Source organism: Shewanella japonica (genome assembly GCF_002075795.1).
Lineage (GTDB): Bacteria > Pseudomonadota > Gammaproteobacteria > Enterobacterales > Shewanellaceae > Shewanella > Shewanella japonica.
In genome coordinates, this window is record NZ_CP020472.1 from 3,617,093 (window position 1) to 3,635,647 (window position 18,555).

At 41.2% G+C, this 18,555-nt stretch carries 8 protein-coding genes and 1 pseudogene; 3 read left to right on the forward strand and 6 right to left on the reverse strand.

Annotation, left to right across the window (positions count from 1 at the left end; genetic code table 11):
* Window positions 1–358 precede the first annotated feature (358 nt).
* Window positions 359–3,061: an EAL domain-containing protein gene (locus tag SJ2017_RS15560; RefSeq protein ID WP_156003317.1), complete on the forward strand. Its 2,703-nt coding sequence runs from the start codon at window positions 359–361 to the stop codon at window positions 3,059–3,061.
* An 80-nt stretch (window positions 3,062–3,141) separates the two neighbouring features.
* Here SJ2017_RS15560 and SJ2017_RS15565 read toward each other — a convergent pair whose 3' ends face one another.
* Both SJ2017_RS15565 and SJ2017_RS15570 read right to left on the reverse strand, forming a co-directional pair.
* Window positions 3,142–4,191 carry an alkene reductase gene (locus SJ2017_RS15565; RefSeq protein ID WP_080916328.1) on the reverse strand — a complete coding sequence of 350 codons (1,050 nt, stop codon included), beginning with the start codon at window positions 4,189–4,191 and terminating at the stop codon, window positions 3,142–3,144.
* A 318-nt stretch (window positions 4,192–4,509) separates the two neighbouring features.
* A complete protein-coding gene (locus tag SJ2017_RS15570; protein WP_055025699.1) occupies window positions 4,510–4,767 on the reverse strand; it encodes a TIGR02922 family protein in 258 nt (85 codons plus the stop codon).
* Between the two features lie 302 nt (window positions 4,768–5,069).
* On the opposite strand from SJ2017_RS15570, the gene SJ2017_RS15575 reads away from it, so the two are divergent.
* Window positions 5,070–5,792 (forward strand): YebC/PmpR family DNA-binding transcriptional regulator, encoded by a 723-nt coding sequence (locus SJ2017_RS15575; protein ID WP_055025700.1) that lies wholly within the window; start codon window positions 5,070–5,072, stop codon window positions 5,790–5,792.
* 73 nt (window positions 5,793–5,865) lie between these two features.
* Here SJ2017_RS15575 and hpf read toward each other — a convergent pair whose 3' ends face one another.
* The 3 genes from hpf to SJ2017_RS15590 form a co-directional block, all read right to left on the reverse strand.
* Entirely contained in the window at window positions 5,866–6,222 is a 357-nt protein-coding gene (gene hpf, locus SJ2017_RS15580; RefSeq protein WP_055025701.1) for a ribosome hibernation-promoting factor, HPF/YfiA family, read from the reverse strand.
* Between the two features lie 553 nt (window positions 6,223–6,775).
* A complete protein-coding gene (locus SJ2017_RS15585; RefSeq protein ID WP_080916329.1) occupies window positions 6,776–11,116 on the reverse strand; it encodes an alpha-1,6-glucosidase domain-containing protein in 4,341 nt (1,446 codons plus the stop codon).
* 108 nt (window positions 11,117–11,224) lie between these two features.
* Window positions 11,225–14,197 carry a TonB-dependent receptor gene (locus tag SJ2017_RS15590; RefSeq protein WP_080916331.1) on the reverse strand — a complete coding sequence of 991 codons (2,973 nt, stop codon included), beginning with the start codon at window positions 14,195–14,197 and terminating at the stop codon, window positions 11,225–11,227.
* A 393-nt stretch (window positions 14,198–14,590) separates the two neighbouring features.
* On the opposite strand from SJ2017_RS15590, the gene SJ2017_RS15595 reads away from it, so the two are divergent.
* Entirely contained in the window at window positions 14,591–15,037 is a 447-nt protein-coding gene (locus SJ2017_RS15595; RefSeq protein ID WP_055025704.1) for an OsmC family protein, read from the forward strand.
* Between the two features lie 211 nt (window positions 15,038–15,248).
* Here the strand turns inward: SJ2017_RS15595 and SJ2017_RS15600 are convergent.
* Window positions 15,249–18,527: pseudogene (locus SJ2017_RS15600) on the reverse strand (S41 family peptidase).
* Window positions 18,528–18,555 lie beyond the last annotated feature (28 nt).

The following is an 18,555-nucleotide window of genomic DNA, read 5'->3' on the forward strand; positions in this document are numbered from 1 at the left end:
CAAAATTGTTGAGCACAAAGTAATGCCATAATGTTATAACTCGCCAATTTGTCCAACATCAAAGTATCTTATAAAAAAGCCGCTACAATCAATTTTATAACTTGCTAGAAAACATGCTTTAAGAGTCAAACTTCATGCCTTATCTGTTTTATATTTTAAATTTGACTCTCAAATCATATTTTTACATTTAACACAGACTTACATGTTTGGGCTAATTTGTTTTGAAATGTTGACCTAGCTTAAAAATCAGCCCATATTGATAGATAATTGCTAATAATTACATAAACTTCACAGTTTTCAGTGATTGAGTTTACCTTATAAAATTCAAGCTTAAATACTGTAAAAGTAAGGTTCCTGATTGAGTTTACTTACTCATTATTTACATAAATGGAAGAAAAGGCTTGGGATACTCTTAGCCTTACTTTGCTTGTGGCCGCTACAAACTTGGGTCGTCTCGCTCCTTGCAACTAATGCACTCACCCCTTTCGACATAACGCTATCCCTCCCGCTTTCCGAAAAATTAAATCAGCAATTTGGTCTATCACCTACAAGTAAAATCAATAAGGTATTTGTCAGCGGTAATTTTTCAGACTGGCATAGTGATGATCCCTTTTATCAAATGCAGCTCACAGGTAAAAATCAATGGCAGTATCAGTTACCGCTCCATCCTGGAGATATAGAATATAAACTGGTATTAGAAATTGAAGGGCAAGCGAATCCAACATGGATTGTAGACCCAACTAACCCCAACACAGCAATTAACCCATGGGGCGACGCAAACTCCTTAATAGAGGTTGCCGATTGGCCAAAAATTGCGGTCATTAGCCAACTATTAACCTTAGCTGTGATTGGCGCGTTTTTATTATATTGTGTGTTAGAACCGTTATTGTATTGGTTATTGCACTTAAAAATGCCGCTTTATCGCAAACTTATGCTATCTAACCTTCTAATTTTAATCTGTATTCAAGTCATTTTTTTCAGCTATCAACTCCACCAAAACAGACAACTCATTAAACTCAGCATAAGTGATACTTTGCATAACATGCATTTGGTATTAGCCAGTAACCAGATTGATTTTAGTCAGCTTAACAATCAAAAAGATGAAATCGACACAGCTATCGATCAGTTCTTCGCTCAGGCAACCACGCGTATAGACAAAAAACAAACCAGCCTATTTCAAATCACTTTATCTGACTTTGCCGTTTTAGATAAAAACGGTGAACTTATTTCGTTGCATCATCGCCTTCAAAATCAATCTATCCAGCTTAATCGAGCCCAAAAACTCGGATTTGATAATACGCACGATTATTTTATTAAAGGAATGTGGGCAAGCTTGATCCCCAACGCATTGAGTCAAGCGACGAATGGCCAACTTATTACAGCAAAACGCCCTGCTGCTATTCGTCATGTTGAAACGAATAAAACCCGCCAAAGTGAATGGGTTTTAGGCTTTAGCCAAGTTATGCAGCCCATCATTTCACGTGGGCAGTTACAAGGGTTTTATGGCGGTTCAATTCAGGTCAAACTCTATGGAGAGGAATTACTCAATACCTTATTTTTTCAGCTACTGCTACTATCTGGGGTCTTGTCTTTAGCCAGCTGGTTATTAATGAGTGTGGGTAAAATTGTCACCTCGGATATATTGACACTAACCAATTGGACACAAAAAATTGTCAGGGGTGATTTAACCCAAAAGCTAACCTTAAATAGCCAAGATGAAATTCAGCAGTTAGGTGATAACTTTGAAGTCATGCGCCAATCCTTAGCGGATAATTTTCATAAAATTGAACAGCAAAACAGTAACCTTTTTAAAGAGGCGTACTTTAACAACTTAACCGGATTACCTAATAGAAAAAAACTGTACGCTGATTTACACCAACATCAAGCCTCCTCATTAATCGTCTTCAATATTAATGACTTTGGGCAAATTAATGATTTTTATGGTGTTAACGCTGGCGATTTGATTATCATTGAAGTGGCCAATAGTTTAGAACTCGTTTCAGCCCCTCATCACCTTTATAAAACTGGTGCTGATGAATTTGTCGTGCTCACCCACTCCCAATTCGATGATGCCCAATTACAACAACTTGCTGTTCAAATCATTGATTATGTTAGCCATAAAGCCATTGCCATCGACGGTAATGAAATTTATGTCACATTAAGCGCAGGCGGTGCCCACTGCGTCAATGACCAATATACTCAGTTACATCAACAAGCTGATTTAGCTAGGCGTATTGCTAGGCGGCATTTTCAACGATACCAACTATTTACAGCTGAAATGTCTAACCCTGAAGCTTTTGAAGCAAACATGCATCAAAGCCGCATGCTTGTTGCAGCAGTCACCCATGATTGGGTCACGCCCTATGTGCAATTAATTAAGCCAATAACTGAAAACTTGCAACCTAAGTTTGAGTGCTTGATGCGAATATGCTTAGACGATGGCACAGTGTTAACACCTGCTCAGTTTATGCAAACTGCAGTGCGCTCCCGATTATATCCACGTTTAATGGCCGCGATGTTAACCAAGTCTTTTGCCTTGTTTAAAGGTTTACCCTATGCCTTTTCAGTTAACATTTCACTCGAAGATATTGCTGATACAGAAAGGGTTGAGCAATTGCTAAAATTATTAAAAGCCAATCCTGAAACATCAACTCGCTTAACCTTAGAGTTATTAGAAAGTGAAGAGATTACAAATTATGATTTGGTGCATGACTTTATTGAAAAAGTTAAGCCCTATGGCTGTAAAATCGCAATTGATGACTTTGGGGCAGGATATTCAAACTTTGTTCATTTAATGCGTTTGGATATTGATATCATCAAAATTGATGGTTCATTGATCCAGCATTTAGATCAAGACACTAAAGCACAGCACCTAGTAGAAACCGTATCAAGTTTTGCGAAAAAAATGGGTATTGAAACTGTTGCAGAATTTGTTGATTCTCCCCAAGTTCTTGAGCGCGTGAAACACTACCATATCGATTATGCCCAAGGTTTTTTACTCGGAAAACCAGAGGCGAGCATTGCAGAAGCCTTATCCATAAGCAAACTTGAAACGCGCTAACTTATTAACGATATACTCATTAAAAAAGGCAGCCTTGCTGCCTTTTTTAATACGTCTAACTTACCATCGCATTGTAGGCATCAAACTAGCTCAGCTAACATGGCATCATCATAAGCAGTCAGCTCTTCTCCACGACGTACCTTGCTCACATAATCAGGATTCGCAATAAACGCCCTGCCAATCGCCAACAAATCAAATTCATTCGCCTCAATGGCTTTATTGCCAGTTTCAGCGGTATAGCTACCAACCCCCACTAAGGTTTGATTGTAGTGCTTTCTTAAATACGCGGACGCTTTACCATCCAGGTAGTCAAACTCCATTGCATCATCAAATATTCCTAAATGAATAAAGGCAAGTTGACGAGACTCTAATTGTTTAAGTAGGTAATCAAATACTGCCCGATCGCGGCTATCGGGTTCCATATTAAAATACGCCCCAGGTGATAAACGAATAGCCGTTCTCTCGTGGCCAATTTTAGCCACAATCCCATCTACTACTTCAATGGCAAAACGTGCCATATTTTCTGGTGATTCACCATATTCATCTGTGCGGTTATTACAGGAGTAATGTAGAAATTGATCAATGAGGTAGCCATTAGCACCATGAATTTCAACGCCATCAAAGCCCGCCTTGAGCGCGTTGTCTGCTGCGGTTGCATAATCTGCCACCAGCTGAGTAATATCCTCACCGGTCGCTGCTTTAGGCTGTTGATACATTAACTCTCGATTGCGGGGTATTGTGCCTTCTATGCCAATGTTTGATGCTGATAGCACTTCACCATTACCTTCACCAAAAAAGAATGGATGAGCAACACGTCCTGTGTGCCAAAGCTGAGCAAAAATTTTACCCCCTTTATCATGCACGGCCTTGGTGACAACTTTCCAGCCATCAACTTGTGCCTGGGTATAAAGTCCTGGTGTATTGACATAGCCCTGGCCATCGGGACGAATAATGGTCGCCTCACTAATGATAAGTCCAGCATCGGCACGGCGAGCATAATAATCAGCCATGGTTTGCGTTGGAACTAAATCATCATCAGCCATGCAGCGAGTTAACGGGGCCATTAATATTCTGTTGTTAAGAGTCAACGTGTCATTGAGTTTATAGGGGGTAAATAACGAGGCTGGCATAATGCTTCCTTGAAAATGAGATCGTTAATTGGTGTGGTAAATAAGTCACCGCGTTTGATGGCAGTATATACATACTTTGTCTGCCAGTTTAACAACAGATTAAGTTTGTCATATTTTATGTTTAAGCAACTAAACGATTATCTCAAACATCTAGGTCAATGATTCAACATAGATGCTCGTCATAAGTATGAAATGAATATTGAGACTCACTTTTTACAGTCGATTAGTTTGCCTCAAGATTACGAAGAAAGGAGGTAGAAAGTTCAGATTGATTGTCATTAATCTAATAACAATAATTAGTTACGGCTAAAGTGCCTTTTAAACAAGGTTTTTTTGCGCATAAACACGCTCGCCCAATGAGTTAAGAATTTTACACTCGCCATCAAGTACAGCAATGATTGATTTACCAGCACGAAACTCATTAGGTAGCATCACCCTACCTGTTTCACTTACGTCAAGATCAGTCAACACGGTATTCTTCATCAGTAAGCCAACTGGGGCCTCGTAAAATAGCACGGTTACCGTGGCTTTGTTATTATCATCCGTGGTGGCAACTTCCTGGCTAACATCTGTCATATAGAACTCTCTTATTAATGCTGACTTATCAATGCAATCATATCGTTACTTCCCTCCAAGTTTAGCGCATTTTTACTATAGAGGGTTACTCACACAGCTTTGAGTTTAGATGATTATTAAGTCTATTTCCGCATTTTAGTAATCAATATCTTACACAAATTTAACAGTAACTATGTTAAATTGAATGCATTAACCCTATATCGGCTGATCTGTATCAATAGCTCTGCTCATATAGACTAAACAGCTGCGATTATTTTTGTTAGAATCAGCGGCAATTTTTCGAAATTTAAAACGAGATCAAGATGGGAAGAGCATACCAAAACCGCAAAGAATCTATGGCAAAGACTGCCGGCCAAAAAACGCGTTTATACTCGCGTTATGGTAAAGAAATTTATGTTTGTGCCAAAAATGGTGGTGTTGACCCTGACGGTAACCTAGCGTTACGCAGCTTAATTACTCGCGCAAAGAAAGACCAAGTACCAGCACATGTAATTGAACGCGCAATCGAAAAAGCGAAAGGTGGTGGCGGTGAAGATTACGATACTGCACGTTATGAAGGTTTTGGCCCTGGCGGGTGTTCAGTTATCGTTGACTGCCTAACCGATAACGTAAAACGTACCTTTACAGAAGTACGCCAAGCATTTGTTAAAAACGATGCTAAGTTAGGTGGCCCTGGTACTGTTGCCCACAGCTTTGATCATCAAGCCGTATTCGTATTTGCAGGTGATGACGACGAAGCCATTTTAGAACTGCTAATGATGGCTGATGTTGATGTCACTGACGTTGAACTTGAAGATGGCATGATCAGTGTATTTGCGCCAATTACTGAGTTTAACAAGGTACGTGTTGCACTGACTGAAGAAATTGCCGATATCAACTTTGAAGTTGAGCACATTACTTTTGTGCCACAAGCAATGACCGAAGTTACTGGTGAAGATGTTGAAACGTTTGACAAGTTTATTAACGCATTAGAAGATTGCGACGACGTGCAAAATGTTTATCACAATGCTGAAATTAATGATTAAACATCATTAGTTAACGGCCACAAAAAACGCAGTCATTTGACTGCGTTTTTTTATTTCGTTAGAAAGTCTTGGACTATTTCAGATCCATCTCTTGCACTCTTTCATAAGCAATTTCAGGCGCTGTCACTTCAGGCTTGGCGTGTAAATCAGCTTTTAGCTGACCTTTGCGGTGTTTAAGAGCTGCATCAAGTTTTTTACCTGCACTTGAAAGTGCTGGATACATAACAGGATCTGAGGCTTTTGCTGCGATACGACTGCCTTCATAATTTGTCGTGATTTCAACTTCAAATTCGCCGTGTTCTTTTGAGATGATAATATCGAGTGATATTAGCGTTGGGAAATGGCTGGCAATTTTGGTGAATTTTGCGCTAACGTCTTGTTTTACAGTATCTGTAACATCAACATGGTGACCCGAAAGATTTATTTTCATAGATAACTTATCCTTTAATAATATAGCAAGGCTATATACTTCACTTTCTAGCAGATATTTATTCTTACATAAGTAGATTTTGGGGCGTGTGTCCTAGATCACAAGGGCCGTTGTATAAATTTTTGTTAACTTAGCTAACAACCTGCCTTCTTTTAATACTACTGTCATTTTCTTCCTTTACAGCTTTAGTATAGACACAAAAACCAAACAAAATCTGCAACTTTTGTCGTCTTTACATCAAAAATGCATTTATTGTCATTTTTCAGACAATTAGCCCTCTTTTTTGTTTAAATTTCATTCAGAACTAGCCAGTTAACAAAGTAATATATTACTGTTCGCCCCCTTAAAAGACGCTTTAAAACAGTTTTAGCACAAATAACATTGGGCTGCTTTTACCGAGAACCCTGCTATTTAACACTGAGTCATCCTGATGAAACATAATTAATAAAGCACTACCGACCAGCACGCTAGGTGTCATTCACAACACGTATTGCGGTTTTTGAACACAAAAAAGCCCAGCTTTCGCTGAGCCTTTTACCATCCACACAATTATCTAGTTAACACTATTAACGGTTAACGTAGGTGAACTTGAACTTGGGCCTGTTACCGTAAAGCGATAAGTCCCAGCTACAGCAACATCAAACAACATATTTGCTCCTTTAGAGGCTAAGGTTTTCATATCGCCTTCAATCACTGCCTCTTCACCAGCTATAGCGCCAAAATCTACCGTTGACCAGTCTCCTGTGGCGATTTTGAACTCAGCAGTTCCAGCGTCAAGTGCAATATCGACAGTATATACAGATGAGCCCTGATAACTGAGTGCATCCACTTCACCCCACCCATTCATGCCACCACGAATGTAAACGGTATTACCAGCAAACATATCAGTTTTGTTCACTGTTAACACAGGTTCATTGCGATTAGTCATGTCTAGAGTGAAGGTATACATTTCTTCAGTTTCAAAGTTCAGGCTCATATTGCTACCAGAAACAGCTAATGCTTTTTCAGTCCCTAGTGTGACTGAACCATCGGCATCTAAGCTACCAAAATCAACAGTAGACCAATCAGCTGATGCCACTTTAAACTCATGGTTTGCTACAGATACCAAAATTTCAGCTTGATAAATACTACCGCCCATATATGTAAGCTCGTCAGTTTCACCCCAACCGTTCATACCACCACGAATATAAACGCTAGTCCCCACAAAAGGCTCTTCGTTGTATACGGTAAGCACTGGGTTATCTTTATCTGCCGCATTGAGTGAGAACACGTAAGTTGCATCAGTTGCAGCTGTAAAGCTTAAGTTTGCACCACTTGGCGCAAGTTGCTCTGCTACGTCTTCATCTACACCTGCTTCAGCATCTGATACGCCGCCAAAATCAACGGTACTCCAATCTGCTGACGCTACTTTAAAGTCATAGCCACCCGCAGCAAGTGTAATCGCAACACGATATTCACCACTCCCCACATAGGTAAAGCTATCCACTTCACCCCAACCATTCATGCTGCCACGAACAAAGACTTCAGTGCTGCCATAAGGTACAACATCAGGTGCTCCTGCAGTGGCATCAGCACTTAATCCTGTCCCTTGGGTATCTCCTTGATTTTTAACAAACACAGCTGTGGTATGAGCTGGAACGGTAAAGGTTCCTTCGTCAATGCCTTCACTAAAGTTTGCACCTTGAACTGTTGAGTCAACTGACATAGCTAATGTTGGATGCAAGCTAAAGCCCGTTGCTGTTGACACAGTATGAGATTGCTCACTATCACTACCATTTATCATCACCACCATGGCATCAACCGCAGGGTCGACATCCACTAGGCCTGCACCATCGTCAACACTCATCACGAGAACGCCTTGCTTTTGGTTTTTACCAATATTATGGAAACCAACTCGATCAATAATGTCTTGTTCGGTAGTTAACCGCAGTAAAGGGCTGCTTTTACGTATCGATAAGAACTCATTAAACACGCTTGAAGCAAACTCAATTTCAGACATTGATGGGGCTGAATTAGGATTACCTGCTAGTGCGATAATTTGTTCCATTTTCTCTGCATTATCTTGCTCTAACGGTAATCCAACATTCCAGTTATTGCTTTCCTTGGTAAAGTCGACCCAGTTAAACCAATCACCAGAGTCATAGGTGTTACGATCCAGTGATTTTGACCGCAACATATCACCACCCATTTGGAAGAACGGGATACCTTGGCTCATTAATGGAATCGTTGCAGCAATGTTTTGCACACGAACTCGAGTATCAAGCGACATACCAATGTCATTTGAGTACTGCAAAATATCCCACAAGGTTTCGTTATCATGCTTTGACACATAGTTAATACTGTCAGCAGGATCTAAAGTATAAGCAGTAGGCTGGGTGTTCCAGCTAAAGCTGCTGCCTGTTGCTGTATTACCAATAAAGTCTTTTAAGACGTAGTTTTGTAAGTTACCAGCCATTGATAAACGCAGGGTGTCTTGGTCGCGTAAGTAGTCATCTTTTTGCTCCATAGCAAATAATGCACCGCCACGAACTGACTCACGAATACGATCATTAAAGGTACCGACTTCACTGCCAGCCATATTGGCCTGAACAGCTTGTTCAAATAAGCGGTTATCTGCGACTTCACCAAAGTTCCAACCTTCACCATAGAAGTAGTTATCAGGATCAACCGCTTGAACAGCCTCGCGAGCATCTAAAATACTGCTCTTAGGCATATGACCCATCACGTCGAATCGGAAACCATCAAATCCATACTGCTTGGCAAGAATGACCATGGAGTCTGAAACAAACTTATCCATCATTCGATGCTCTGTTGCAGTATTATCACAACAAGTCGATGACTCAATTTTACCGGTAATTTCGTTATAGCGGTGGTAGTAACCTGGCACGACTTTATCAAGTACCGAGTTATCCCAAAGTCCCGACGAACTCGTATGGTTATAGACCACATCAAGTACCACGCGTAAACCGAGTTCATGTAATGCTAAGTTCATTTCTCGCAATTCTTTAATACGAGCAACACCTTCAGCATCAGTCGCATAACTTCCTTCTGGGGCAATAAAATGTTGCGGATCGTAACCCCAGTTAAAGCTGTCATAACCACGCATAGCATTAACGAGTGCTTGCGCATCTTTAGAGCCTGGTAATGTTCCTTCTAAAATAGACTGAATAGTTGCCGACTTATCCTGAGTCAAACACGCATCTGCATTGTCATCAATCTTGTCACATAAGGTGCCCAAGGTATCTGAAATATCAACGCGCTCAGCTGGGTCTTCATTGACTGTGGCAATGTCATTGATTGGCAGCAAATGAAAATGTGTTACACCACTTTCAGCCAGCTTTCTAAGATGCTCAACAGGGTCACTTCCCTCTTCAGTAAAGGCTAAATACTTTCCTCGATTAGCTTCAGACGTGCTTTCATCACGTGCACTAAAGTCACGTACATGACCTTCGTAAATCACGATATCCTCAGGATTTGCCACCGTCATAACTTCGTGGCCATCCCAACCTTCAGGTTTTAAATCTGCATCACTCAAGTTAACAAATTGGCTGTAACGGCCATTAGTTGAGACATTAAGTGAATAAGGATCCGTTGACTCGAGTGTTTCAATAGCCTGAGTAACAGGATGATAAACTACTAATTCATAGCGGTAATACATTCTGTCTAGGCTCATATCACCACTGAATGACCAAATACCCGTGTCAGCATCAAGGCTCATCGCTTCTGTAGAGGTTAAGTTTTTCGCCGCATCATAAACCTTTAAGTTTACCGACTGCGCTGTTGGCGCCCAGACATTAGCAATGATGTTACTACCGTCATATATTATGCCTAAATCAGCTTCGTCAGCATCGTTATCACCTGAGGTATATAACGCATCCAATACTTTTGCCACTTGTACATGACTTGCCGCAACAGGTTTATTATCACTGTCATAGGCCGCCATCACCAATTGATTTTTAGCAATAGACTTAGCTTCTTCTGCAGTAAAATTCGCTTCATAGGCAGGCCAATCAGCTAAATGTGGCACTAAGGCTTTTTGCACATCAGTTAGCTCACTGCTCATAACTTCAACCTGAGTACCACTGATGTTGCCATCATTATTAGCGGCAATTCCAGCTGATGCAGAATGATGAATGACGAACTTAGCAATGCCGTCGGGATCTTCATTCCATACAAAAGTGTTTTGATCTAACCAGTGAGCACTTGCACCAGCAATAGAAAAACCAACATCTAGAATCGGATAATCATACACATCACTTTCACCATGGATGGTAAAATTAGTACGGTTAAAGTTTGCTTCAGGCTCGCCGTCTTCGGCTAACACTTTAAGGTTCATGACTAAGTCACCATCCCCCAGTGCTTTACCTGAACCTTCAGTACCGATATGAACAATAAAGTTGGCACATTCGCCATAGCCTTCTTTAAGATTAATGATCCAATAAGCACCATAATTAGGGTCAATACCATCAAACGAATGACCATTTGCCCAATCAGTTGAATCAAACGGCGGCGCATAGCTATCACAGGTGTCATTATTCCAAGTATGCAGCTTATAACCTGGGTAATTAGGGTTCGAATCAGTATTATCGTTATCTTTAATTCGGTTGTAATACAACACAGCTTGGTTTTCACCAGCGTAAGCTACAGGCTCAGGTAGCTCAGGGTTATAGCCCACAATACAGCTTTCATTTTTTGCATCAGGAAATTTAGGTGCTGGACAGCTTAATGGCGGCGGAGGTACACATTCGGTGCCCGCTGCATTAGGGATATTCGGTACATTACACGTTAACAGCACTTCACCTGGCTCAGATGAATCCCCACCACCACAACCTGCAAGCGTCGCTAAACTGGCAGCAACTGCAGATAATTTCACGACTCTAGAAATACTCATCATGAGTGACTTCTCCCCATAGAATGTTGATAAAATTGCGTCATCAGTTTGTTGTTATTAATTTGATGACCCATCACACGAATTAACTGGATATTGTTCTTATTATTTTTGTTACATGGCATAAGTGAACCCCAAGTAAAATTCGCGGCCAAAGTACTGAATGGTGCCGGTTTTGTTTTCAGTGCCGAAGTAACTTTTAGTTGGCTCATCAGTTAAGTTATTCACTTGAAATAACACTCCTAAGCCATCAGTCACTTGGTAAGACGCTTGATAATCAAGCACTGTTTCACCATCAAAATTCACCACTTGTTCGTTAATGGCGACTTGCTCAGATACGAAATCATCACGGTAACGACCACTTAAACGAGTTTCGAAGCCTTCGTAAGAGTAAAAGAGCGTGGCGCTGACCACATTGTTAGATAACCCAGGTAAATCTTGCGTTGCCGTGTCACCACCTAAGTTAGTAATGGATTGCACTTCAGACTCGGTGTAAGAGTAACTTGCGTTAAACCCTAGCCCTGACCATCCTGCTGGTAGTGAAGCAAACACTTGGGTGTAAGCTAATTCAAGACCACGAATATAGCCGCCTTCAGCGTTATTGACTGCTGTGGTGTAAGTACCGTTAGTGGTTTCAATTTGCTCACCACTATCTTCATCAATAATGTAATCAGGGACGTTAAAACCGTTACCTTTAAAGTCGAAGTTATCAATCGCAATCGTGTCAATGAATGAGTCAATATTCTTATAGAAGACAGCAGCGACGACTGCCCCTTCATCAAAGTAATACTCATAAGATAAATCGTATTGATCTGCATAGAACGGCATTAAGAATGGGTTATTGGTACTTGAACCATTGATTTCACCATCATCTGAAACCGATGCACTGATATCGCCAGCTAAGCGATTAATCGGTGGGCGAGACATCACTTTTGCAGCGGCAAAACGGACCTGTGAGTCATCAGTGACTTTAAAGTTTAAGTTGATAGAAGGCAGGTAATCGGTGTAATCAACCCCCTGAACCGTTGGCGCATAGTTTTGGTTGATAATGCCAATTTCATCAGTAATATTCTGCGCACCTAAAGTCGGATCTCCTTCTACATTTTGAAGCATGGTCGCTGACTGGTCGGTATTAACCACACGAACACCAAAGTTACCCGTAATTGGTAATCCACCAATTTCAGTATCAATGTTTGCCATGACATAGCCAGACAAGACTTCTTCATACACCTCGCCACTTTGCAGCACTGACCAAGAATAGTTAGTTGTGTAGCCTTGTGGATCGATGACTCCACCCGCATTACCCCAAGTTTGTACAGGTTGTGGCGTGCCATCTGGGAACCATGCATTTAACGCTTTATCTAAATCAATGGCTAAATAAGAAGGGAAATATGAAAAGTCACCATCCCAGTCAACAACCGTTGTCATATCATCGGTAAGTTTGAGTGGCGGCTCAGATTTTGAAAATGCACCATCATTACCGTATTCAAATACTGAGCGATCGTTTGAGTAAGTGCGATCTGAATAGCGTGCGCCAAATTCTACACTTGCGATAAAGTCATTATCTAACTCATAAGTAAAATCTACTCGGTATGCTTTCACTTCATCTTCGTTTTCAAACGGATAAATACCGTATTTACTGACCATCACTCGGTCGATATCAGAAAATGCATCCGCTTGATTAAAGCCAACATCGGGTAAATCTAAACCATTTAATAAATAACTTACTGAGACATTCTCATCAAAAATAGGCGCATCCGCATTCGCATCAACAGCGACATTTGACCAAAGTAAGCCGTTTCTGAAATCACTTTTAGCCGCTGATAACGACACATCGACATTGACGTTTAATCTGTCTGTTACCTGCCAATCACCATTGATACCAAAGCTGTCGACCTCATCAAAATCTTGGTTATCATCATTGACGATTTCGACACGAGTGTAGCTTTTAGAAGTGCGGTTAAACGTGCCGCCGATAACTGAATTACCATCATAAGTTGGATTTGAAACACTGGCATCGCGGCCGCCAAACTTGGTACGAAAACCACGAGCAAATGATTCGCTGTCAAAGCGGGACATAAAGGCATCAGCCTTTAACACAAAATTGTCTACTGGTGCCCACTCAATGGCGGCCATGTAACCATTTCGAATTTCAACACCACCTAGATGTTGTACCTCAAAACCTTCACTGATGTATTCGTTCGCAGGGTTATCTTCAGGTCCATTGGTATCCCCTTCAATGCCGTCGACATCCTTGGAATCATTGTAAGCAAGGCCAATAAATTGAGTTGCGACACTCGGCTGTTCAAGACGAGCGTAACCCACTGCCACACCTAAGGTATCCTCTAGGAATTTACCTTGATATGAAAAACTTAAACGAGAACCAAAATCTTCGGCACCGTACACTTCATCGGCACGATCGTTATACATACCACGTACATTGGCAGTAAAGTTATGTTGTTTATCTTTGCTTAGAGGACTGACGGTTGTCAGCTCAACAGTACCCGCAACACCGCCTTCAATAAGGGAAGCTTTAGGCGACTTGTAAACCGCTGCAGAACTAATTAATTCAGAAGGGTATTGGTCAAACTCAATACTACGAGAACCGCTCGTTGATACTTGTTCACGTCCATTTAAGGTTGAAAAAACAAAGCCACCCGACATACCACGAATGTTAATTTCAGCGGCTTGACCACCAGTACGTACTGCAGAAATACCAGGTAAACGGGTCAATGCATCGGCCATTGAAACGTCAGGTAGTGCACCTAAGTCATCGGCAGATAATTGCTCAGAAACGGTATCCCCATAACGTTTTGAGTTAAGTGAATCAATCAAACTACGACTATAGCCTTTCACACTGATCCGCTCGATGCCAGTTTCAGCTTCCGTATCATCCGCTTCATTGCTAGCTAACGCATTTGTGGGTTGTGTATTCTCTGTGGCACTCACTTCGACATCAGCTGTCGATGATTGAACCGTTTCAGTTTTTATCTCATCGGCCGCAAATGCGTCATTAGGAGTCAACATAATACTGACTCCTGCCGCTGCTAGCGCTAGTGATAACACACTAGGTTTACAATTGAACATTGAGTTTCCCCTCACCTTACTGACTTTATAGTCACCCAACATTCAGTTATACGACTCAGACTAATGGAATATCAGGCATTATTATCGAGTTATAGTAGTCATGGATAAGTATTAGTCTCAATTTTTTGCATACGTATTCATAACAAACCATTAACAAACAAATTCAAAAACGCTTACATAAGCGAATGAATTAATGCGCAAAAAACAAACAAAGTGAAATGCAAAGGTATTTTTACGAATACAATAGAATTGAATTTTCTAAGCTTTAGTAGATTTCATCAGGTACTCAGGTAAAATGCAGGCTCGGTAAAAATGTATTTAAGGTAAGAACGCTAATTTATTTAGCAAACAATCGACTTTAAGCATTTGAATTGGCTAATAAAGGAAGCATTAATGGGTTTTAAGCTAACGGTAAACTGGCAAGCGGATCATTTTGAACATACCGCACCTGAATTTAACCGAGATCACCAAATTGAGTTTGGTTCAGGGCAAGTGATACAAGCTTCTTCAGCACCTGAGTACAAAGGTAATGACGAAAAAATTAACCCAGAAGAAAGCCTTTTGGCCGCCTTATCTTCGTGTCATATGCTGACATTTCTAGCCATTGCGCACTTAAAGCGATTAACTGTCGTATCTTATCAAGATAATGCCCGTGCTGAACTTGGTAAAAACGATTCAGGAAAATTGTCTGTCACTAAAATGCTCTTAAACCCGCAAGTAACGTTTGCTGAAGGCATTGAAGTCAGTAATGAAGTACTGCAAAAAATACACGATAAAGCCCATGCTAATTGCTTTATTGCGAACAGTATTAACTCTGAAGTATCAATAAATATCGATTAATATTCATTACCGAGTTAAGACAGATTTAACCTCTACTCAGCAACCGAGTAAGACATAAAAAAAGCCAATCATTGTGATTGGCTTTTTTAGTGTCTAGATGACTTATTAGTAAAGCCTTCGTCAGATGTATTTCAATTTACACTATAAAAAAACAATAATTTAAATCACCAAGCAACCGTTTCCTGTTCTGCTTAGTCACTTTTAAAAGAGTCTATGGTTTAGGTAAAATATCCTCTGCAGTGCCTTGTTGTGGAATAGGTTTAGCACGTAAAGGTAGGATCGGCGTTTGTTTTAGTTCCTCTTTAAGGTAACTAATGGCCTTTTCAAGCTGCGCATCAGCACCGGTAAACGTTGAATAAGGTAAGTTATCAACTTCAATATCAGGTGTAACACCGTAGCCTTCAACAATCCAACGACCATCCATTGCATATTGAGGATACTCAGCGACGCGTGCCATTCCATTATCAGTCACTCGATTACGCCCTGATAACCACACTCCAGCACCAGCAGTTTGCTTGCCAATAATAGGGGCTAAACCTAATGCTTTAATCCCTGCTGAAAAAGTTTCACCATCTGAGTACGTCATTTGATCTGCAAGCACCACTAAATGGCCCCTAAAGGTTTGTTGCATGTTGGTATTTGCTGAACCATGGGTCGGCTGCCAAAATGCCCAAGCACGGCGAAGCAGTTTTTCAATTATCCAGCTATCAATGTTTCCGCCTCGGTTTCGACGAACGTCGATAATTAAGCCATCCTTATCGTAATTGGTGTAAAACTCGCGTGCGAAACTTTCGATATCACCCGAACCCATAGCATACAGGTGCAAATACCCCATTTTGCCATCACTGGCCTTAGCGACTTTTTGCGCATTGTTGTTAACCCAATCTAAGTAACGTAATTTAGCATCTGCGCCATTGCTATGAGGCACAACAATGGTTTTATGACTATCTTTGCCACGCTTTAAATCAAGCAGTACCTGTTTTTCGGCTTGGTTTCGCAAGCTATGCGTTACATCCGCAACCGAGTTAATGGCTTTGCCATTAATGGCGACAATGATATCCCCTGGTTTAGCATCCACATTAATTCGCCCTAGGGGTGAAGCTTGAGAAGGCAACTCAGGATCATTCTGATAAATATGACCGATAATCACTCCTTTATCGGTTTGTGATAATCGCGCACCTAAACTAGCCGCAGTTGCAGTCTCATTTTTAGTGACATCACCACCACGAACTTGGGAATGCAATGAATCGAGTTCCCCCATCATTTGCTTAAATATGTCATTAAGCTCGTTACGATCGGTCAATCTTTTTAATAAAGGTTGGTATTTTTGTTTAATGGCAGCCCAATCTTTACCTCGCATGCCTTTATCGTAAAAAGAGTCTCGATGCATCAACCAAGCATCTTCAAAAATTTGCTGCCACTCTTGCATAGGTGAGATAGCCAGCTGCCATTGAGCGGTATCAACTTGAGTGTTTTTAAGTTCAGCAGGTAGCTTATCGCCTGCGGCAACAATATGCATTTCAGCAGGGTTAGACTGCTTAGTTATGAGTAATTTCTCGCCGTCAGCAGACACAGCATAACCACCGATATCAGCCCCAAACTCGCTAATTTCAGCAGAGAGATGATCAAATTTAATGAGCTTTAAACTGGTCTTATTGGCATGAGTGTCCAATAAATACAACTTATCTTTTAGCACAGTTAAATTAGCATAATTCCCTGATGCAACGGGTACTTGCCAAAGACGCTGAGTAATCCCTTTCCAGTCAACTCTGATTTTTTTAGTTGCGGTATTGGTCGCTTCTTCTTTATCTGCAATGGTACTTGCATTGAGTTCAGTCGGTTTTTCGAATGGAAATAACGCCTTCTCATTGAGTGCAATCGCAAACACTTGGGTGCGTTTATCAAAAATTGGCCCCATGTTTCTATCACCCCAAGGTGAACCTGGTGTTGCATCAAAGTGGCGATTAGATAAGAAATATAACCACTGCCCATCAGGGCTAAAACTAGGTGAAAATGACTCATATTTATCGCTAGTTAATGCTTATGCTCTTTCATCTGATAAGGAGTACAACACCACCTGTGGACGCTGCTTACCAATTTCAGACTTAGTCACGGCGATAAGCTGACTGTTCGCAGACCAAACAATATCCGCATATTCGCCTAACCCTTCTCCATTAACGATAATTTTTTTATTCTTGCCTTTTTTCAAGTCCAATAGCCACACGTTGCCGTCATAATCATCGTGAGCAATATAACGACCGTCTGGTGAAAGGTGTAAGCTGGTTCGTAGCGATGAGCCATCTTTGGTTAATTGTTTCGCACCTTCGCTACCATCCGCTGGGAATTGCCAAATCTCTTGTTGGCCTGAAGCATCACTGATGCCGTAAACCCATTTTCCGTCAACACTAAGAGCACCATTACGAACTCTAGCATCAGCAGGGGTTTTAATTTGAATCAGTCTACTGCCGTCATGACTGGCAACGGCGACATGACTACGTGCTGTAATAACCGCTTTATTACCCTTTGCAGCAAAAGCAACTGACGTGGCATATTGCATTGGATCTGCAATCCATTGCTCACGACGATGAGGAAAATCTGAAGTCAAACTAACATTGACGATGGACGAACTATTATTACTAATATCAAATACGTTAATGTCTGCGCCATGTTGAAACACTATACGTCCCTGATTTAATTGAGCGTCACGCACTTGCCACTCTGAAAATTGAGTATGCTGAGTCATGTCCTTGCCATCAACTGACATAGACCAAATGTTATCATTGCCAGATTGATCACTGACAAAGTACACGCGATTTTGCCACACCATAGGTTGTCTTACAGAACCCTGATGGGAGGCGGTAAGCTTTTGCGCTTCTTTTTTGCTACCCAGCTCATAGCGCCAGATTTCGCCTAATGCGCCACCTCGATAAACCTTGGCGTTATCTCCACTGGCTTGTAGACCAAATTGAGTGAAGTAAACATATTTACCTTGCGCATCAATCGCACCTTCAATGGCATCAGCTAGGGGAAGATCGGTTACGATTAATGACGATGGATTAACTGTTTTTAGCACCCAGTAATTTGCTGGATCATTGGCATTGTCAGTGGCATATAGGATCTCACCAGAAGCAGTCCAACCTTGCAGGCGAACCCGGCTATTCTCAAAGCTCACTCGTTTTGCAACTCCGCCGGCCATTGGCATAACATACACTTCAGTTGCACCGTCATAATTGGCAGTAAAAGCCAACCACTGACCATCTTTTGAAATAGTCGCATCTAACTCTTCAGCTGCTTGAGTCGTCAATCTTGTCGCTGTAGTTTGGTTTAACTGACTGGTCCATAAGTCGCCCTCAGCGGTAAACACAACGGTTTGGTCGTGCAATGCTGGCGCACGATAGTATCCTTGATTTTCACTACTGACCGCTTGAAAAGCGATTCCTGAAAGCCCAAGGGCCAGCATGCAAGCGGTAACGGATTGACGAAGTTTCATGGTCAGAAAAGTCCTTGTAAATATTATT